This window comes from Enterobacter vonholyi (genome assembly GCF_008364555.1).
GTDB lineage: Bacteria > Pseudomonadota > Gammaproteobacteria > Enterobacterales > Enterobacteriaceae > Enterobacter > Enterobacter vonholyi.
Window position 1 is genome coordinate 18,735 of sequence record NZ_VTUC01000008.1, and the last position, 20,026, is coordinate 38,760.

Below are 20,026 nucleotides of genomic sequence, written 5' to 3' on the forward strand. Positions count from 1 at the left end.
CGCAATGCAACAGAATGATTTTGAATTACTGACGGCGTCAAACGGCGCCCCGATCAAAATGTGGACTCACGGCGTTCCCGTGGAGCCAGAGGCACAGGCGCAGTTACTGAATACTGCAAAGATGCCGTTTATTTTCAAACACCTTGCGGTGATGCCCGACGTTCATCTCGGTAAAGGCTCAACCATCGGCAGCGTGATTCCGACCAAAGGGGCAATTATTCCTGCGGCGGTTGGCGTGGATATTGGCTGCGGGATGATTGCCGTTCGCACGTCGCTGGTGGCCGGTGATTTGCCGGATAATCTCAGCGGTTTACGTAGCGCCATTGAACAGGCAGTACCGCATGGGAGAACCAATATGCGTTCTCGACGGGATAAAGGCGCGTGGGAAACGCCACCGAAAGAAGTGGACGATCGCTGGTTGGTGTTGGCCCCACGTTTTAAACAACTCACGGATAAATACCCGCAGTTGCGGAAAACCAACAACTACCAGCATCTGGGCACGCTGGGTACCGGAAACCACTTTATTGAAATTTGCCTCGATGAGCAGCAGCGCGTCTGGGTGATGTTGCACAGCGGCTCGCGCGGCGTAGGAAACGCCATCGGTAATGTGTTTATCGCCCTGGCACAGCAGGATATGCAGCATCACCTGGGACATCTGCCGGATAAAAATCTGGCCTATTTTCAGGAGGGGAGTCGTCACTATGAGGACTACATTGAGGCGGTGGAGTGGGCGCAGGATTTTGCCCGCCACAATCGGGAAGTGATGATGTCGCGCGTGCTGGCGGCGCTCTCTCGCGAAGTGACAAAGCCCTTTATTACGCAGCAGGAGGCGGTTAACTGCCATCACAACTATGTGCAGAAAGAGCATCACTTTGGGGAAGAGGTACTGATCACGCGCAAAGGTGCGGTGTCGGCGCAGAAAGGGCAGATGGGGATTATTCCGGGCTCAATGGGCGCAAAGAGCTTCATCGTGCGTGGCCTCGGCAACGAGCAAAGCTTCTGTTCCTGCAGCCACGGCGCCGGGCGAGTGATGAGCCGAACGGCGGCAAAAAAACGCTATACCCTCAGCGACCATATTCAGGCGACCTCTCACGTAGAGTGTCGCAAAGACAATGAGGTGATCGATGAAACGCCGATGGCCTATAAAGACATTGACGCCGTGATGGCCGCGCAATCGTCGCTGGTGGAGATCGTTCACACCCTGCGTCAGGTAGTGTGTGTAAAAGGATAAAAAAATGAGCAACAACGATGTTGATAGCGCGATGCGCGCACGTGTCTGCGCGCAACTTCGCGATATAGAGCAGCGCTATAACGTGCGCGTGCTCTACGCCTGTGAATCGGGCAGCCGGGGATGGGGATTTGCCTCACCGGATAGCGATTATGATGTGCGGTTTTTGTACGTTCACCACCCAGAATGGTATCTGCGCGTCGAATCCCAGCGGGATGTGATCGAGCTGCCGATAGATGATGAACTGGACGTTTGTGGCTGGGAATGGCGCAAGGCACTGGGCCTGCTGAAGGGGGCAAACCCGACGCTTATCGAGTGGCTAGATTCCCCTGTTGTTTATCAGGAGGATGAGACGGTAGTGGCCGAGTTGCGTGCGCTGATACCTGCGTGGTTTTCGCCATTGCGCGCCCGCTGGCATTACTACTCAATGTCCCGAAAAAACTTCCGTGGATATTTACAGGGGGAAACGGTTCGGCTGAAAAAGTACTTTTATGTTCTGCGCCCTTTGCTGGCGGCGCGGTGGGTAGAAGCGGGGAAAGACGTTCCACCGATGCGTTTTGCCGAACTGCTTGCCGGGAGCGAACTGTGCGCGCCGTTACGTGCGGAAATCGATGCATTACTGGAAATAAAACAGCGCGCAGGTGAAGCGGAATATGGTCCTAAACGGCCCTTACTCCACGCTTTTTTGCAAAGTGAGCTGGTGAGAGGAGAAGTGCCGCCGGTACTACCCGACAGCAGAGAAGGAAATTTAAAAGATCTGGATTCGCTGCTGATGAGAACAGTAATGAAAAGCTAAAGAATGGCCCGGTAGTGAAAACGCCCGGGCCACTCTTGCGCTTATTCAAACAAATTCTGATGAAGTTTCTGCACGACCTGCTCGGCCTGATCGGCTGGCACCAGGAAGCAGAGGTTATAGCTGGACGCACCGTAGCAAATCATGCGGATGTTGAACGGGTCGAGCACGCCAAATACCTCTTTGCCCACGCCGCAGGCGCGCGACAGCTTGTTGCCGATGATGGCAACCAGCGCCAGGTCTTCTTCCACTTCCACGCGGCACAGCTCAGACAGCTCAATCAGCAGCGACTGCGTCAGCAGGGTATCACCGGTTGAGGTTGAACCGGTGGTGTCCAGCGTCAGCGCAATGCTCACTTCCGAGGTGGTGATCAGATCCACGGAGATATTGTGGCGTGCCAGAATGCCAAACACTTCCGCCAGGAAACCTCGGGAGTGCAGCATATTGTGGCTGTGGAGGGTCACCAGCGTCTGGCGACGGCGCAGGGCCAGGGCGCGGAACAGCGGCGGGTTTTCCGTTTTCTTGCAGACCAGCGTGCCGCCCGCTTTTGGATCTTTACTGGAGCCGACGAAGACCGGGATATCGCTGCGTACGGCAGGCAGCAGCGTGGCCGGGTGCAGCACTTTCGCGCCGAAGGTGGCCATTTCCGCCGCTTCTTCAAAGGCGATCACATCAATACGTTTCGCCGCGGAAACGACGCGCGGGTCGGTGGTGTAAATGCCCGGAACGTCAGTCCAGATATCCACGCGCGTGGCATGCAGGGCCTCGCCCAGTAGCGCTGCGGTGTAGTCGCTGCCGCCACGGCCAAGCGTGGTGGTGCGGCCCTTCGCTTCGCTGCCGATAAAACCCTGGGTGACCACGATGCCGTCTGCCAGACGCGGGGCCAGCTGCTGATTGGTCAGTTCCGCCAGCGCCTCAACGTCCGGCTCGGCGCGGCCAAAGCGGTCGCTGGTACGCATGATTTTGCGCACGTCAAACCACTGCGCCTGAACGTTACGCTCGCGCATGATTTCAACAAACAGCAGGGTGGACATCAGCTCACCGTGGCTGACCAGCTCGTCGGTCAGGGCGGTGGAGGTTGCCAGAGAAGCCGCTTCTGCCAGGGTAGTGATATTTTCCAGCAGACGTTCCACTTCCTCGCGGATGACGTTAGGGTTCTGCAGACGTTCAAGAATGTCGAACTGAATTTTGCGCAGTGCATCCAGCTTCACGAAACGTTCTGTCGCTTCCAGTCCTTCAGACAGAGAAACCAGCAGGTTCGTCACGCCGGCGGAGGCAGACAGCACCACCAGGCGGGTATTCGGATCGGCCAGCACCACATCGGCGCTGCGGTTCATGGCATCGTAATCGGCCACACTGGTGCCGCCAAATTTGGCGACCACAAAACTCGTCATAACAACCTCGTGTCAGGGAATGAATAAGCGACCTTGGCACAAGAGTGAAACGAAAACAGGTGCAGGCGCAAAATACGGCCCTATAAATAAAATGCGGGGGAGGTCCTGTCAATGCTGGGATTATGCGGATTTTTTATGGGGGGGTACCCCTGAGAAACAGGACTTATAACAGGGCCAGATTTTATGCTCCGTTTTAGGGCATTTTGACCGACATTTCTCCGCTCCGGGAGGGCGCTTCAGCAGCTATACTTTTCGGGTCTTTTCACCTGTGTTTGATGCAGGCCAGGGCAATGGCATAAAAACCATCACAATTTTTATTTGCAGGCGCTACAATCGACCGCAGTCACAATTCTCAAATCAGAAGAGTATTGCTAATGAAAAACATCAACCCAACGCAGACCGCTGCCTGGCAGGCACTCCAGAAACATTATGATGAAATGAAAGACGTCACCATCGCGGATCTTTTCGCGAAAGATGCCGATCGTTTCAACAAGTTCTCCGCGACCTTCGACGACCTGATGCTGGTGGATTTTTCTAAAAACCGCATTACCGAAGAGACGCTGGCAAAACTGCAGGATCTGGCAAAAGAGACTGAGCTTGCAGACGCCATCAAATCCATGTTCTCCGGCGAGAAGATCAACCGCACCGAAGACCGTGCCGTGCTGCACGTGGCCCTGCGTAACCGTAGCAATACGCCAATCATCGTTGACGGCAAAGACGTCATGCCGGAAGTGAACGCGGTGCTCGAAAAGATGAAAGCGTTCTCCGAAGCGATTATCTCCGGTAGCTGGAAAGGCTACACCGGCAAACCGATCACCGACGTGGTTAACATCGGTATCGGCGGTTCTGACCTCGGCCCGTTCATGGTGACCGAAGCGCTGCGTCCGTATAAAAACCACCTCAACATGCACTTTGTGTCTAACGTCGATGGTACTCACATCGCCGAAGTGCTGAAAAACGTGAACCCGGAAACCACCCTGTTCCTGGTTGCGTCTAAAACCTTTACCACTCAGGAAACCATGACCAACGCCCACAGCGCGCGAGACTGGTTCCTGAAAACCGCTGGCGACAACAAGCACGTGGCGAAACACTTCGCGGCGCTTTCTACCAACGGTAAAGCCGTCAGCGAGTTCGGTATCGACACCGCGAACATGTTCGAGTTCTGGGACTGGGTTGGCGGCCGCTACTCCCTGTGGTCAGCGATTGGGCTGTCCATCATCCTGTCCGTGGGCTTCGACAACTTCGTTGAGCTGCTCTCCGGCGCGCACGCGATGGACAAACACTTCTCCACCACCGCGCCTGAGAAAAACCTGCCGGTGCTGCTGGCGCTGATCGGGATCTGGTACAACAACTTCTTCGGCGCTGAAACCGAAGCGATCCTGCCGTACGACCAGTACATGCACCGCTTTGCGGCTTACTTCCAGCAGGGCAACATGGAATCCAACGGTAAGTACGTTGACCGTAACGGCAACGCGGTGGACTACCAGACTGGCCCAATTATCTGGGGCGAGCCGGGCACTAACGGTCAGCATGCTTTCTACCAGCTGATTCACCAGGGCACCAAAATGGTACCGTGCGATTTCATCGCCCCGGCTATCACCCATAACCCGTTGTCCGACCACCATCCGAAGCTGCTGTCCAACTTCTTCGCCCAGACCGAAGCGCTGGCGTTCGGTAAATCCCGCGAGGTGGTAGAGCAGGAATACCGCGACCAGGGTAAAGATCCGGCAACGCTGGACCACGTGGTGCCGTTCAAGGTGTTCGAAGGCAACCGTCCAACCAACTCCATCCTGCTGCGCGAAATCACGCCGTTCAGCCTGGGCGCGCTGATTGCCCTGTACGAGCACAAAATCTTCACGCAGGGCGCGATCCTGAACATCTTCACCTTTGACCAGTGGGGCGTTGAGCTGGGCAAACAGCTGGCAAACCGTATTCTGCCAGAGCTGGGTGACGATAAAGCGATTACCAGCCATGACAGCTCGACAAATGGTTTGATCAACCGTTATAAAGCATGGCGTGCGTAATTAAAACGACATGAAAACGTGCCGGCTTAATGCCGGCATTTTTTTATCGGATAATTCCTGATGTCTGTTAGTTAACTCAAATTCTGGATCTGAGTTTAATCCGAAAAAGACGCTTAACCCGTTAATTGCTGCGGTTTATTTTAAGAAAATACGCAGAAATAAGATAATGTAAATATATTATAAGAATTTGATTTGTATTTGTTTTATATTTTTTGGGTTTGTCCTTCATTTCCATTTTAACCATTATTCCGAAAACCCGCCCCCTATTTCCCCTTACGGCAAACCCACGGCATGAGTTGTGTATACTCGATTCCGCCTGAAATTCTTTTCGGGCAAATCTCCATTCATTCATTGAAGGGAAATTGTTATGAAGAAAGTACTGTATGGCATTTTTGCCATATCTGCGCTTGCGGCGACATCTGTTTATGCAGCTCCGGTTCAGGTCGGGGAAGCGGCAGGGTCGGCTGCGACGTCTGCGTCTGCGGGAAGTTCTACCGCAGCCAGCGCCAGCACCGTAAGTTCAGCCGTGGGTGTCGCGCTGGCGGCAACCGGTGGCGGTGATGGCTCCAACACCGGAACCACGACCACCACGACAACCAGCACCCAGTAATAGCGGGTGTTTTAATCATAACCACACTTCGGTGTGGTTATTTCGCCCCTTCGGAGAAGAGTCGTGAAGCGACCTGCAATCATTCTGATTTGCCTGCTGCTGCAGGCGTGCTCGGCCACCACTAAAGGGCTGGGAAATTCACTGTGGGAAAGCATGTTCGGCACGCCGGGCGTGCATCTGACCGATGACGAACTTCAGAACATGCCTTATGCCAGTCAGTACATGCAGCTTAACGATGGCCCGCAGCTGTTTGTGGTGCTCGCTTTCGATGAAAACGGGCAGCAGAAATGGGTGACGCAGGATCAGGCCACCATCGTGACGCAGCATGGCCGTATCGTGAAAACCCTGCTGGGCGGCGACAACCTGCTGGAGGTGAATAATCTCGCCGACGACCCGCTGATCAAGCCGAACCAGATCGTCGACGGCGCAGGCTGGACGCGCACGATGGGCTGGACTGAACACAAGCAGGTGCGTTACGCCACGGCACGCTCGACCTTCCGCTGGGACGGCACCGACAGCGTGAAGGTCGGCAGCGACGAAACGCAGGTTCGCGTGCTGGATGAAGAGGTCACTACCGATCGGGCCACCTGGCACAACCGCTTCTGGATTGACGAGGAAGGGCAGATCCGCCAGTCATTACAGTATCTTGGTGCCGGATTCTTCCCGGTCAAAACCACCCTGATCAAGGCGGCGAAATCATGAAAACGCTCATTCACGCTGCGCTTATCGCCAGTTTTGCCGCGCCGCTGGCATGGTCCGCGGGTACGGTAAAGGTCTACACGCCGGACAGTGAAAAACCCAAAACCTTAACCCACGCCGAGCATCTTCTCGATCTCGTCGGACAGCCAAGGCTCGCCAACAGCTGGTGGCCGGGGGCAGTCATCGCTGAACGTCAGAAGACAGCTGAAGCGGAACAACAGCACAAGGCGCTCCTTGCCAGGCTAACGGGATTAGCGGAGCAGGAAGACGGCGACGACGCGGCGGCGATTAATAGCGTTCGCCAGCAGCTGCAGGCGCTGAAGGTGACGGGCCGACAGAACGTCAATCTTGACCCGGATGACGTGCGGGTCACGGAAAACGGCAACCCGGCCCTGGAAGGGGACTATACGCTCTGGCTTCCGGCGAAGCCGACGACGGTGACCGTGATGGGGCTTATCAGCAGCCCGGGTAACAAGCCCTTTACCCCCGGTCGTGACGTGGCGAGTTATCTCGACGAGCAGAGTCGGCTGAGCGGCGCGGATAACAGCTACGCCTGGGTGATTTACCCCGACGGCCACACGCAAAAAGCCCCCGTTGCTTACTGGAATAAACGTCATATCGAACCCATGCCGGGCAGCATTATTTTTGTCGGTTTTGCCGACCATTTCTGGACGAAGGCGTATGACGGGCTTAACGCCGATATCCTTCACTCCCTGATTCAGCGGATACCGGAATAATGAAAAGAACCTATCTCTACAGCATGCTGGCGCTCTGCGTGAGTGCCGCCTGCCATGCAGAAACGTATCCGGCACCCATTGGCCCGTCTCAGTCAGACTTCGGCGGCGTCGGTTTACTGCAAACGCCCACCGCGCGTATGGCGCGAGAAGGGGAAATTAGCCTTAACTACCGTGATAACGACCAGTATCGCTACTACTCGGGGTCAGTGCAGCTGTTTCCGTGGCTTGAAACCACGCTGCGCTATACCGACGTGCGGACGAAACAATACAGCAGCGTCGAGGCGTTCTCAGGCGATCAGACCTACAAAGATAAAGCCTTCGACGTCAAGCTGCGCCTGTGGGAAGAGAGCTACTGGATGCCGCAGGTCTCCGTGGGCGCCAAAGATATCGGCGGTACCGGCCTGTTTGATGCGGAATACATCGTGGGCAGCAAGGCCTGGGGGCCGTTCGACTTCTCGCTTGGCCTGGGATGGGGCTATCTCGGCACCAGCGGAAACGTGAAAAACCCGTTTTGCTCCTACAGCGATAAATACTGCTACCGCGATAACAGCTATAAGAAAGCGGGCTCCATCAACGGGGACCAGATGTTCCACGGTCCGGCATCGCTGTTTGGCGGTGTGGAGTATCAAACCCCATGGCAGCCGTTACGCCTGAAGCTGGAGTACGAGGGGAATGATTACTCGCAGGACTTCGCCGGGAAGATTGAGCAGAAGAGCAAGTTTAACGTCGGCGCAATTTATCGCGTCACCGACTGGGCCGACGTTAACCTCAGCTACGAGCGCGGCAATACGGTGATGTTCGGCTTCACGCTGCGCACTAACTTTAACGACATGCGGCCACACTACAATGATAACGCGCGGCCTGCATACCAGCCGGAACCGCAGGATGCGATTCTGCAGCACTCCGTGGTGGCAAACCAGCTTACGCTGCTGAAATACAATGCCGGCCTGGCGGATCCGAAAATTCAGGTGAAAGGCGATACGCTTTACGTCACCGGCGAGCAGGTGAAATACCGCGACTCGCGGGAAGGGATCGAGCGCGCCAACCGGATCATCATGAACGATCTGCCAGAGGGGATCCGCACGATCCGCGTGACGGAGAATCGTCTCAACCTGCCGCAGGTGACGACGGAAACGGATGTTGCCAGCCTTAAGCGCCACCTGGAAGGCGAGCCGCTCGGACATGAAACCGAGCTGGTGCAAAAACGCGTTGAGCCGATCGTGCCAGAAACCACAGAGCAGGGCTGGTATATCGACAAGTCGCGCTTCGATTTCCATATCGATCCGGTGCTGAACCAGTCCGTCGGTGGGCCGGAAAACTTCTACATGTATCAGCTGGGCGTCATGGCGACGGCGGATCTGTGGCTGACCGACCATCTGCTGACCACCGGCAGCCTGTTCGGCAACATCGCCAACAACTACGACAAGTTCAACTACACCAACCCGCCAAAAGACTCGTCGCTGCCGCGCGTGCGTACCCGCGTGCGTGAGTACGTGCAGAACGATGCTTACGTGAACAACCTGCAGGCCAACTACTTCCAGTACTTCGGCAACGGCTTCTACGGCCAGGTGTACGGTGGATATCTGGAAACCATGTACGGCGGCGCGGGGGCGGAAGTGCTTTATCGTCCTGTCGACAGCAACTGGGCGTTCGGGATTGATGCTAACTATGTTAAACAGCGTGACTGGCGCAGCGCGCAGGACATGATGAAGTTCACCGACTACAGCGTCAAAACCGGACACCTGACCGCCTACTGGACGCCGTCGTTCGCGCCTGACGTGCTGGTGAAAGCCAGCGTAGGCCAGTACCTGGCGGGCGATAAGGGCGGTACGCTGGACATCTCCAAACACTTCGATAGCGGCGTCGTGGTGGGCGGCTACGCCACCATTACCAACGTCTCGCCGGACGAATACGGGGAAGGGGACTTCACCAAGGGAGTCTATGTGTCGATTCCGCTGGATCTATTCTCGTCAGGCCCAACCCGCAGCCGTGCAGCGGTTGGCTGGACGCCGCTGACGCGCGACGGCGGCCAGCAGCTTGGACGTAAGTTCCAGCTGTACGACATGACCAGCGATAAGAACATTAACTTCCGCTGATGCTTCACGCCGCGCGGCGCTGCGTTTTCCCGGCCTACGATTTCGTAGGCCCGGTAAGCGCAGCGCCACCGGGAAGTCACAAGCGGCGCAGCAGCCTCGCAGGGTTACCGGCATAGACACCTTTCTCGACGATCGATTTTGTTACCACGCTTCCTGCTCCAATCACCGCCCCGTCGCAGATGGAGACCGCCAGGATGGTGGCACCGCTGCCTATTGATACGTCATTCCCCACGGTAATGCGTCCCCAGCTGTTCCGGTCAGCATTGGGTTTGCCTTCGCGGAACATATCGTTGGCAAACATCACCCCATGGCCAATAAAACAGCGTTCGCCGACGGTGACGTACTCGCAAATGAAGGTGTGCGACTGAATCTTGCTGTCGTCGCCTATGTACGTATTGCCCTGGATTTCAACAAACGGGCCGACGAATACGCCGTTGCCCAGCACGCAGTCGTAAAGATTAGTAGGTTCATATACGGTCACATTGTCGCCGCAGGTCACGTTGCGAACCCCGGTTGGTTTACGATCCATCGGTTACCTCCGTACATAAAACATAATTAAAAAATATAGATCCCCGTCACATTTTTGCGTTATACAGAAACCTCGCCCTGGAGAATGAGGTGCTGTATGACATCCCTGACTCGCCCGCGCGTTGAGTTTATCTCAACTATCCTCCAGACCGTGCTGAACCTCGGTCTGTTGAGCCTTGGCCTGATACTGGTCGTCTTTCTCGGCAAAGAGACGGTGCATCTGGCGGATGTGCTGTTTGCCCCTGAACAAACCAGCAAATATGCGCTGGTGGAAGGCCTGGTGGTCTACTTTCTCTACTTTGAATTTATCGCCCTGATTGTGAAGTATTTTCAGTCCGGCTTTCACTTCCCGCTACGTTATTTTGTCTACATTGGGATCACCGCCATTGTGCGGCTGATCATCGTCGATCATAAATCCCCGCTCGACGTGCTGATCTACTCGGCGGCGATCCTGCTGCTGGTGATCACCCTCTGGCTGTGCAATTCGAAGCGGCTGAAACGGGAATAAAAAAATGGCGCTCCGAAGAGCGCCTAACAACAGTCACAAGTTGGGTCAATACAATACGTCTAAAGTTGAGGGTTGCAGTGGCATAACAAAATGAAACTTAACCTTTCACACCGCCCGCCGTCAGGCCGTTCACCAGCCAGCGCTGCGCCAGCAGGAACACCACGGTAATCGGGATGGCGGAAAGTACGGCCGCCGCGGCAAAGTCGCCCCACAGGTAGTTTTGCGGGTTGAGGTATTGCTGCATACCCACGGCCAGGGTGTAGCTGTTCACATCACGCAGTAACAGTGAGGCAACCGGTACTTCAGTGATCGCAGCGATAAACGACAGGATAAACACCACCGCCAGAATCGGCACCGACAGTGGCAGCAGCACCAGGCGGAACGCCTGCCACGGGGTAGCCCCATCCAGCGCGGCCGCTTCCTCCAGCGAGCCGTCGATGGTTTCGAAATAGCCTTTAATGGTCCACACATGCAGTGCGATACCGCCAAGGTAGGCGAAGATCACGCCGCCGTGGGTGTTCAGGCCGATAAACGGGACGTACTGGCCCAGGCGGTCAAACAGGGCATACAGCGCCACCAGCGACAGCACCGCCGGGAACATCTGGAAAATCAGCATCCCTTTCAGCAGCGTCGCTTTGCCCGGGAAACGCATACGGGCAAAGGCGTAGGCGCAGGTGGTGGACAGCGCCACGATACCAATGGCGGTAATGCCTGCGATTTTCACCGAGTTCCACAGCCACAGCAGCACCGGGAACGGCGGCGGCGTGACGCGGCCATCCGCGTGTTCCACGCTAAAGCCCAGCGCGAGCTTCCAGTGCTCCCAGGAGATTTCGTCCGGGATCAGGCTTCCTGTCGCGAAGTTACCCGAACGCAGGGAGATGGCGATAACCATCAGCAGCGGGAACATGATCGCCGCGATGAAAATCAGCAGGCCTAAGTGCGTCGCCAGGAGGCGCAGTTTCTGAGATTTGGGTTGTACCATTGCCATGATCGATGCCCTCCTTAGTCGAATTTCATACGTGTGGCTTTCAGGTTCACAATCGCCAGGGCGCCTACCAGCAGGAAGATCAGGGTGGCAATCGCTGCCGCCAGACCGAAGTCCTGGCCGCCGCCGCCTTCGAAGGCGATACGGTAGGTGTAGCTCACGAGCAGGTCGGTATAGCCTGCCGGCGTCGTAGTGCCGAGGCGGTCCGGGCCGCCGTTGGTCAACAGCTGAATCAGCACGAAGTTGTTAAAGTTAAAGGCGAAGCTGGCAATCATCAGCGGGGTGAGCGGCTTGATGAGCAGCGGCAGCGTAATCTTAAAGAAGTTCTGGAACGGACCCGCACCGTCCATCGCCGAAGCTTCGTACAGGTCATCCGGGATGGCCTTCAGCAGCCCCATGCACAGGATCATCATGTACGGATAGCCCAGCCAGGTATTCACGATGATGATCATCGAGCGGGCGGTGGTTGGGTCGCTGAACCAGGCCGGTTTGATGCCGAACAGGGCGCTCAGCATCATGTTGATTTCACCGAAGCTCTGGTTAAACAGCCCTTTGAAAATCAGAATCGAGATAAACGACGGCACGGCATACGGCAGAATCAGCAGCACGCGGTAGATTGCTTTGCCCTTCAGGGATTCCCACTGGACCAGACAGGCCAGAACCATGCCCACGGCAACGGTCAGTATCACCGTCAGCGCCGAGAAGACCACCGTCCAGACAAAGATGGCGAAGAAGGGTTTCTGAATGCCTTCGTCGGTAAACACGCGGGTAAAGTTGTCCCAGCCGATGGTGACTGTGTAGCCCGGGCTGAGCTTGTCATCACCCCATTTGCCGTCGGCAGTAATGGACTGATAGAAACCAATGTCGTTATTCGGACGGTACTTCACGCCGCTCTGGTTGTTGGTCAGCGTGCCGTCGTCCGCCAGGGTATACAGCGGCTGCGTGCCGGAGAACTGGCGCAGCGAGCTCATGGTCACCTTGCTTTCATCTGGCAGCACGGCGGTGAGCTGGGTCAGCGCCTGGCGGTTCTGGGTAATGACGCGCAGGTTGGCACGTTCACCTTCCGGCAGGGCTTGGGCCTCTTTTAAGGCCAGCTTCTGCTCGCCGCCAAATTTGAACGCGTCGGAAACGTAGTATTTGCCGCTTGCTTCGTCAGTAAGCGCTAACTTCCACTCGTTCCCAGCAGGATAGAGGCCGAAGTTAAAGGTCTTGCCTGCCTGATATGAGCGATCCAGCAGGACCTGCTGGGCGCGTTCCTGCGCAAGCTGGTTGGTGCTGCTGTAGTTGGTAAACGCAATGGCGATGGTACAAATCAGCGGGAACAGGACAAACAGCCCCATCCCGGCCACGCCCGGGTAGACATAGCGCCAGGCATAGGCTTTACGGTTGGCGAAAATATACAGGCCAGCAGAGCTTAAAATCAGCGTCATGATGGCGAACAGATATTCCCCTTGTACGTACATTAAAACAACAAGGTAACCCACCAGCAGACACAGCAGACCTATCGCTGACCACTTCAGCGCGTCGCTTTGCCACCAGCGTTTCTTTTTAATGACATCCATGGGGTTTTTCCTCTACAACGTTTGATCTTTTCTCCCTCTCCTGGGGGAGAGGGCCGGGGTGAGGGCGTGCGAATAGCGACAACCCTCACCCTAACCCTCTCCCAAAGGGAGAGGGGACTACGTCATTACTTAGTAATACGACCCTGAGCATCTTTCAGCGCGGCATCAACGGTCTGGCGACCGCTTGCAGCGTTGATGACCGCGGTACGGGTGGCGTACCAGAACGCAGCCATCTGTGGGATGTTCGGCATGATTTCGCCTTTCTGGGCGTTATCCATGGTAGCCGCGATACGTGGGTCTTTCGCCAGCTGATCCTGGAAGGATTTCAGCGCAACGGCGCCCAGCGGTTTGTCCTTGTTCACTTCATCCAGACCCTGATCGGTCAGCAGGTAGTTTTCCAGGAACTCTTTCGCCAGCTCTTTGTTCGGGCTGGCAGCGTTGATACCCGCGCTCAGCACGCCAACGAACGGTTTAGACGGCTTGCCTTTGAAGGTTGGCAGCAGCGTCACGCCGTAGTTGATTTTGCTCTTGTCGATGTTGGTCCAGGCCCACGGACCGTTGATGGTCATCGCGGTTTCGCCTTTGTTGAACGCCGCTTCCGCGATGGAGTAATCGGTATCAGCGTTCATGTGTTTGTTCTTGATAAGGTCAACCAGGAAGGTCAGGCCCGCTTTCGCGCCCGCGCTGTCGACGCCCACGTCTTTCACGTCATACTTACCGTTTTCAAACTTGAACGCGTAACCGCCGTCGGCAGCAATCAGCGGCCAGGTGAAGTACGGCTCTTGCAGGTTGAACATCAGGGCGGATTTACCTTTCGCCTTCAGCTCTTTATCCAGTTTCGGGATCTCTTCCCAGGTTTTCGGCGGGTTAGGTACCAGGTCTTTGTTATAAATCAGAGACAGGGCTTCAACCGCGACAGGATAAGCGATCAGCTTGCCGTTATAGCGAACAGCGTCCCAGGTGAACGGGAACAGTTTGTCCTGGAAAGCTTTGTCCGGGGTGACTTCAGCCAGCAGGCCAGACTGCGCGTAACCACCGAAACGGTCATGCGCCCAGAAGATGATGTCCGGGCCGTCGCCGGTTGCCGCAACCTGCGGGAATTTCTCTTCCAGTTTGTCCGGGTGTTCTACGGTAACTTTGATGCCGGTGTCTTTCTCGAATTTTTTGCCCACTTCGGCCAGGCCGTTATAGCCTTTGTCGCCGTTAATCCAGATAACCAGTTTGCCTTCTTCAATTTTGGCGAGCGCCGGTGCGGAAATCATCATTGCTGCGAGGGCGGACAATGCGAAAACGCGTGCGCCAGTCTTGATATTCATAGCTGCCATCCTTTTTGGTGATGTCTCATGGTATGACTTCAGTGGTTCAACGTGTCTCAGTCTCCTTATTTGACATCCTCTTTCCATCCTCCCAACCCCTACGCCCCACCCCCCGTTTGTGTGATCTCCGTTGCATAAATTTAAGTTATGAGTGCTGGCGCACATAAAAACCCACCGAATTTTGCAGGCGGCTTCACGAATTTTGCCTCAGCCCTCCCACGGCGGTCGCAGAGCCTGCTCTCTCATCCTCCCGCCTCCTCCCCCATAAAAAAGGCGGGGGGTGGAGGATTCGGGAAAGTAATGGATACCCCATAGTGAACTTATCTTGAATGTTTCTGTCGGTGACAGGTTGTAACGAAGGGAGAAGGGCATGGCGAGCGTACAGCTGCGTAATGTAACGAAAGCCTGGGGTGACGTTGTGGTGTCGAAAGACATCAATCTGGACATCAACGAAGGCGAATTCGTGGTGTTTGTTGGCCCATCAGGCTGTGGTAAATCTACTCTGCTGCGTATGATTGCCGGTCTTGAAACCATCACCAGCGGCGACCTGCTGATTGGTGATACCCGAATGAATGACATCCCGCCTGCCGAACGTGGCGTAGGCATGGTGTTCCAGTCTTATGCACTCTATCCCCATCTTTCCGTTGCCGAGAACATGTCCTTTGGCCTGAAGCTGGCCGGCGCGAAGAAAGAGGTCATTAACCAGCGCGTGACGCAGGTAGCTGAAGTATTACAGCTGGCGCACCTGTTGGAGCGTAAGCCGAAAGCGCTTTCCGGCGGTCAGCGTCAGCGCGTGGCGATTGGCCGTACCCTGGTCGCCGAGCCGCGCGTCTTCCTGCTCGACGAACCGCTTTCCAACCTGGATGCCGCCCTGCGCGTCCAGATGCGTATCGAAATCTCCCGTCTGCACAAGCGTCTTGGCCGCACGATGATTTACGTCACCCACGATCAGGTCGAAGCGATGACCCTCGCCGACAAAATCGTGGTGCTGGATGCCGGTCGCGTGGCGCAGGTGGGTAAACCGCTGGAGCTGTATCACTACCCGGCAGACCGCTTTGTTGCGGGCTTCATTGGCTCGCCAAAGATGAACTTCCTGCCCGTCAAAGTGACCGCGACAGCCATTGAACAGGTACAGGTGGAGCTGCCAAACCGCCAGCAGGTCTGGCTGCCGGTCGACAGCGCCAACGTACAGGTCGGGGCAAACATGTCCCTCGGTATTCGTCCTGAGCATCTGCTGCCGAGCCACATCGCTGATGTGACCCTGGAAGGTGACGTTCAGGTCGTCGAACAGCTTGGTCACGAAACACAGATTCATATCCAGATCCCCGCCATCCGTCAGAACCTGGTCTACCGCCAGAACGACGTGGTGTTGGTAGAAGAGGGTGCCACATTCGCTATCGGCTTGCCGCCAGAGCGTTGCCATCTGTTCCGTGAGGATGGCACTGCATGTCGTCGGTTGCATAAAGAGCCAGGCGTTTAAGCAATCCCAAAAGAAGACACGAAACCGACAGGTGAAGTGTTCAAAGAAAAGCAATGATCTCAGGAGATAGAATGATGATTACTCTGCGCAAACAAGTCCCTCTGGCAATCGCCATTGCGGCAGGCATCCTGTCTGCCCAGGCGGGTGCTGTAGATTTTAAAGGTTATGCTCGTTCTGGCATCGGCTGGACCGGGAGTGGTGGTGAACAACAATGTTTCCAGACCACCGGTGCGGATTCTAAATATCGTCTTGGTAACGAGTGTGAAACCTATGCGGAAGTTAAATTAGGCCAGGAAGTGTGGAAAGAAGCGGACAAGAGCTTCTATTTCGATTCCAACATCGCCTATAAAACTGCTCAGCTTAACGACTGGGAAGACAGTAACACGCCAGCAGTGCGTGAGTTTAACGTCGTAGGTAAAAACCTGATTGATTCACTGCCAGGGGCAAATATTTGGGCAGGTAAGCGTTTCTATCAACGTCATGACGTTCACATGATCGACTTCTACTACTGGGATATTTCTGGTCCTGGTGCAGGTCTGGAAAACGTTGATGTCGGTATAGGTAAACTCTCTCTCGCAGCAACTCGTTCTTCTGAATCCGGCGGCTCCTCGGCTTTTGGCGATCGCGATCCGAATACCGGTCTGCGTACCTATAACAACAAAGTGCCAAACGACGTGTTTGATGCGCGTTTAGCCGGTATGGAAATTAACCCGGGCGGTACTCTGGAACTGGGTGTTGACTACGGCCATACCAACATTCCTGACGATTACTACCTGCAGCCTGGTGCATCGAAAGATGGCTGGATGTTCACTGCAGAACACACCCAGAGCATGATGAAAGGCTTCAACAAGTTTGTGGTGCAGTACGCCACCGACTCCATGATTTCTCAGGGTAAAGGTCAGGCGCGTGGGGGTGCTGTTGATAATGACGGCAGCCTGATCCGTATCCTCGACCACGGTGCGATCACGCTGGCGGATAAATGGGACCTGATGTACGTCGGTATGTATCAGGATATCGATCGTGACAACAATCAAGGTACCACCTGGTACACCGTGGGCGTACGTCCAATGTATAAATGGACGCCTATCATGAGCACCTTGCTGGAAGTGGGATATGACAACGTCAAATCTCAGCAAACCGGCGATCGTAACGACCAATACAAAATCACTCTGGCACAACAGTGGCAGGCGGGTGACAGCATCTGGTCCCGTCCAGCGATTCGCGTGTTTGCTACCTACGCCAAGTGGGATGAGAAATGGGGTTACGTGAAGACCGACTCTGAGGGTAACTTCTCTTCCACTGCTGCAAGCAACAGCACTGTAACTCCGTTCGGTACGACCAGCCGTGGTGACAGCGACGAGTGGACCTTCGGTGCTCAGATGGAAATCTGGTGGTAATTTTAGACGTTAATGTATTTAAAAGAGGGGCTTAGGCCCCTCTAACTCATAACGCATTTCTCGGAAAGTATGCGCTATTGCCTGGCTACCATGCTTTCGAATAATGAGGTCATAACGATGAAAAAAAGTCTCTTAGCACTCTGTCTGACGGCGGGCATGTTTGCTGCATTACCAGCAGTGAGCTTGGCTGATGTCAATATCGTTCCGCAGAACACGACTGCTGCGCCTGCGATCCCCTCTGCCACACTGCAAAGTCTGAACTGGGTGCCCGTGAATGTGGCACAAACCCAGACCATCGAGTTGGGGAATACAGGACAGACCCTGAATGTACCGGGAATTTCAGGACCGGTTGCTGCATGGAGTGTCCCTGCAAATGTGGGTGAGTTAACGTTAACGCTTGTCAGTGAAGCCGACAAAACACCCTCTGTATTTGCACCAAACGTGTTAGTGCTTGATCAAAACATGTCGCCTTCAGCTTTTTTCCCAAGCAGTTATTTTACCTATCAGAAACCCGGCGTCATGTCGGCTGACCGCCTTGAGGGCATCCTGAAACTGACACCCGCTTTAGGCCAGCAAAAGATTTATATCCTCGCGTTTACTACGCCCGAAGATCTGCAGCGCACCACCAAAATGATTGATCCGGCAAAATCCTATGCTCAGGGGGCGGGTAACGCTATTCCTGATATTCCTGATCCGGTCGCACGCCACGTGACGAACGGTACGCTAAAACTCAAAGTTCAAACAAACACCAGCTCCAGTATTCTGGTCGGTCCGTTATTCGGATCCTCTGGCCCTGCTGCTGTCACCGTTGGCAACACTGCGGCACCTGCACCTGCCTATACCGCACCCGCTGCCACGGCAGCCGCACCGGTAGCGACTGCAGCGCCTGCACCGGCGAAGAAAGCCGAGCCGGTACTGAACGACACCGAAGAGTACTTCAACAACGCCATTAAGCAGGCGGTGAAGCGCGGCGATGTCGATAAAGCGCTGAAGCTGCTTGATGAAGCCGAACGTTTAGGTTCAACCACTGCCCGTTCCACCTTTATCAGCAGTGTAAAAGGCAAGGGGTAACCGTTTCCCCACAGTGCTGATTTGTTAGTAGTTTGGTGCGCCTGAGTGGGCGCACTTTTTTTCGTATCGGCCAGGCTGTTGCGCCCATGTTGCGATCGTGATCGTTAAATAACGTTTGGCCCCCCTCAATCCGTGTTTCTGCGATACAATGCCATTACGTTATGTATCGGAGAGTCTGGCATGTCACACCCTGCGCTAACGCAACTGCGTGCGCTGCGCTATTTCGACCAAATACCTGCGCTTGATCCGCAGCAGCTGGACTGGTTGCTGCTGGAAGATTCCATGACGAAACGTTTTGAGCAGCAGGGTAAAACGGTCACGGTGACCCTGATTCAGGAAGGGTTTGTCTCTGGCGATGAGATCGCCAACGAGCTGCCGCTGCTGCCGCACGAGCCACGTTACTGGCTGCGCGAAATTTTGCTCTGTGCCGATGGCGAGCCGTGGCTTGCCGGACGGACGGTAGTGCCCGAGTCCACCCTTTCCGGGCCAGAGCTGGCGCTGCAACGTCTGGGGAAAACGCCTCTGGGGCGTTACCTTTTCACCTCGTCTGAGCTTACCCGGGATTTTATTGAGATTGGTCGTGATGCTGAACTGTGGGGGCGTCGTTCCCGCCTTCGCCTGAGCGGTAAACCGTTAATACTGACGGAGCTTTTTTTACCGGCATCACCGTTGTACTAAGAGGAAGAAAAAATGGAGTGGAGCCTGACGCAGAATAAGCTGTTGGCGTATCACCGCTTAATGCGTACCGATAAACCCATTGGCGCGTTGCTGCTGCTGTGGCCGACCCTCTGGGCGCTGTGGCTTGCCACGCCGGGCGTGCCGCCGCTGTGGATCCTGGGCGTGTTCGTTGCCGGCGTCTGGCTGATGCGCGCGGCGGGCTGCGTGGTGAATGACTATGCCGATCGTAAATTCGACGGTCATGTTAAGCGTACTGCCGGTCGTCCGTTACCCAGCGGGCAGGTCACCGGGAAAGAAGCCCGCGTGCTGTTTATTGTTCTGGTTCTGCTCTCTTTCCTGCTGGTGTTAACCCTGAACACCATGACCATTTTGCTTTCCGTTGCGGCGCTGGCCCTGGCCTGGGTTTATCCGTTTATGAAGCGCTATACCCACCTGCCTCAGGTGGTGTTGGGCGCGGCGTTTGGCTGGTCGATTCCGATGGCGTTTGCGGCGGTTAGTGAGTCCTTACCGCTCAGCTGCTGGCTGATGTTCCTGGCGAACATTCTCTGGGCGGTGGCTTACGACACGCAATATGCAATGGTAGACCGCGACGATGACCTGAAAATCGGCATCAAATCCACCGCCATCCTCTTTGGTCGTCACGACAAGCTGATTATCGGTATCCTGCAGGTCGCGGTATTGGCGCTGATGGTGGCGATTGGCCGCCTGAACGGGCTGAACTGGGAGTTTTACTGGTCCGTGCTGGTGGCGGGGCTGCTGTTTGCTTATCAGCAGAAGCTGATCGCTAAGCGTGAACGTGATGCCTGCTTCAAGGCGTTTATGAACAATAACTACGTCGGTCTGGTGCTGTTTTTAGGCCTGGCGATGAGCTATTTCTTATAAAAAAGTCGGGTGGCGGCTAGGCCCGGTAAGCGTTAGCG

18 protein-coding genes are annotated in these 20,026 nt (G+C 55.4%); 13 read left to right on the forward strand and 5 right to left on the reverse strand.

Translation table 11 applies throughout. The features are described from left to right. The first annotated feature begins 4 nt into the window (after positions 1 to 4). Positions 5 to 1,231, forward strand: a complete 1,227-nt coding sequence (locus tag F0319_RS13775) for an RtcB family protein (RefSeq protein WP_111965814.1) — start codon at positions 5 to 7, stop codon at positions 1,229 to 1,231. A 4-nt stretch (positions 1,232 to 1,235) separates the two neighbouring features. Then, a complete protein-coding gene (locus tag F0319_RS13780; protein WP_149367202.1) occupies positions 1,236 to 2,024 on the forward strand; it encodes a nucleotidyltransferase domain-containing protein in 789 nt (262 codons plus the stop codon). A gap of 41 nt (positions 2,025 to 2,065) precedes the next feature. On the opposite strand, the gene lysC is transcribed toward F0319_RS13780, so the two are convergent. After that, positions 2,066 to 3,415: a lysine-sensitive aspartokinase 3 gene (gene lysC / locus F0319_RS13785; RefSeq protein WP_111965816.1), complete on the reverse strand. Its 1,350-nt coding sequence runs from the start codon at positions 3,413 to 3,415 to the stop codon at positions 2,066 to 2,068. 374 nt (positions 3,416 to 3,789) lie between these two features. On the opposite strand from lysC, the gene pgi reads away from it, so the two are divergent. From pgi to F0319_RS13810, 5 genes are all read left to right on the forward strand, one after another. After that, positions 3,790 to 5,439 (forward strand): glucose-6-phosphate isomerase, encoded by a 1,650-nt coding sequence (gene pgi, locus F0319_RS13790; RefSeq protein WP_149367203.1) that lies wholly within the window; start codon positions 3,790 to 3,792, stop codon positions 5,437 to 5,439. A 367-nt stretch (positions 5,440 to 5,806) separates the two neighbouring features. After that, the gene (yjbE, locus tag F0319_RS13795; RefSeq protein ID WP_008503423.1) at positions 5,807 to 6,049 is read left to right on the forward strand and encodes an exopolysaccharide production protein YjbE; all 243 of its coding nucleotides are present in this window, start codon (positions 5,807 to 5,809) and stop codon (positions 6,047 to 6,049) included. Between the two features lie 63 nt (positions 6,050 to 6,112). Continuing rightward, a complete protein-coding gene (locus F0319_RS13800; protein ID WP_115876948.1) occupies positions 6,113 to 6,751 on the forward strand; it encodes a YjbF family lipoprotein in 639 nt (212 codons plus the stop codon). Next, positions 6,748 to 7,485 (forward strand): capsule biosynthesis GfcC family protein, encoded by a 738-nt coding sequence (locus tag F0319_RS13805; RefSeq protein ID WP_149367204.1) that lies wholly within the window; start codon positions 6,748 to 6,750, stop codon positions 7,483 to 7,485. The genes F0319_RS13800 and F0319_RS13805 overlap by 4 nt, the downstream gene beginning before the upstream one ends. After that, entirely contained in the window at positions 7,485 to 9,581 is a 2,097-nt protein-coding gene (locus F0319_RS13810; protein ID WP_149367205.1) for a YjbH domain-containing protein, read from the forward strand. The genes F0319_RS13805 and F0319_RS13810 overlap by 1 nt, the downstream gene beginning before the upstream one ends. Positions 9,582 to 9,657: 76 nt before the next feature. Here F0319_RS13810 and F0319_RS13815 read toward each other — a convergent pair whose 3' ends face one another. Next, a complete protein-coding gene (locus tag F0319_RS13815; protein ID WP_149367206.1) occupies positions 9,658 to 10,110 on the reverse strand; it encodes an acyltransferase in 453 nt (150 codons plus the stop codon). Positions 10,111 to 10,206: 96 nt separating this feature from the next. Here F0319_RS13815 and psiE point away from each other — a divergent pair, with 96 nt between their 5' ends. Further along, positions 10,207 to 10,617: a phosphate-starvation-inducible protein PsiE gene (psiE, locus tag F0319_RS13820; protein WP_000202963.1), complete on the forward strand. Its 411-nt coding sequence runs from the start codon at positions 10,207 to 10,209 to the stop codon at positions 10,615 to 10,617. Positions 10,618 to 10,714: 97 nt separating this feature from the next. Here the strand turns inward: psiE and malG are convergent, their stop codons facing one another. From malG to malE, 3 genes are all read right to left on the reverse strand, one after another. Next, entirely contained in the window at positions 10,715 to 11,605 is an 891-nt protein-coding gene (gene malG, locus F0319_RS13825; protein WP_023310002.1) for a maltose ABC transporter permease MalG, read from the reverse strand. Between the two features lie 14 nt (positions 11,606 to 11,619). Beyond that, positions 11,620 to 13,164, reverse strand: a complete 1,545-nt coding sequence (gene malF, locus F0319_RS13830; RefSeq protein ID WP_149367207.1) for a maltose ABC transporter permease MalF — start codon at positions 13,162 to 13,164, stop codon at positions 11,620 to 11,622. A 125-nt stretch (positions 13,165 to 13,289) separates the two neighbouring features. Then, complete coding sequence (gene malE, locus F0319_RS13835) at positions 13,290 to 14,480, reverse strand: maltose/maltodextrin ABC transporter substrate-binding protein MalE (RefSeq protein WP_045909150.1); 1,191 nt, start codon at positions 14,478 to 14,480, stop codon at positions 13,290 to 13,292. Positions 14,481 to 14,850: 370 nt separating this feature from the next. On the opposite strand from malE, the gene malK reads away from it, so the two are divergent. From malK to ubiA, 5 genes are all read left to right on the forward strand, one after another. Next, positions 14,851 to 15,960 carry a maltose/maltodextrin ABC transporter ATP-binding protein MalK gene (gene malK, locus F0319_RS13840; RefSeq protein WP_023310005.1) on the forward strand — a complete coding sequence of 370 codons (1,110 nt, stop codon included), beginning with the start codon at positions 14,851 to 14,853 and terminating at the stop codon, positions 15,958 to 15,960. 71 nt (positions 15,961 to 16,031) lie between these two features. Continuing rightward, positions 16,032 to 17,357 (forward strand): maltoporin, encoded by a 1,326-nt coding sequence (locus F0319_RS13845; RefSeq protein ID WP_047173657.1) that lies wholly within the window; start codon positions 16,032 to 16,034, stop codon positions 17,355 to 17,357. A gap of 111 nt (positions 17,358 to 17,468) precedes the next feature. Beyond that, positions 17,469 to 18,428 carry a maltose operon protein MalM gene (gene malM / locus F0319_RS13850; protein ID WP_133295391.1) on the forward strand — a complete coding sequence of 320 codons (960 nt, stop codon included), beginning with the start codon at positions 17,469 to 17,471 and terminating at the stop codon, positions 18,426 to 18,428. 180 nt (positions 18,429 to 18,608) lie between these two features. Further along, complete coding sequence (ubiC, locus tag F0319_RS13855; RefSeq protein ID WP_021242729.1) at positions 18,609 to 19,106, forward strand: chorismate lyase; 498 nt, start codon at positions 18,609 to 18,611, stop codon at positions 19,104 to 19,106. 12 nt (positions 19,107 to 19,118) lie between these two features. Further along, positions 19,119 to 19,988, forward strand: coding sequence for a 4-hydroxybenzoate octaprenyltransferase (gene ubiA, locus F0319_RS13860; protein ID WP_111965826.1), 870 nt, complete (start codon positions 19,119 to 19,121; stop codon positions 19,986 to 19,988). Positions 19,989 to 20,026 lie beyond the last annotated feature (38 nt).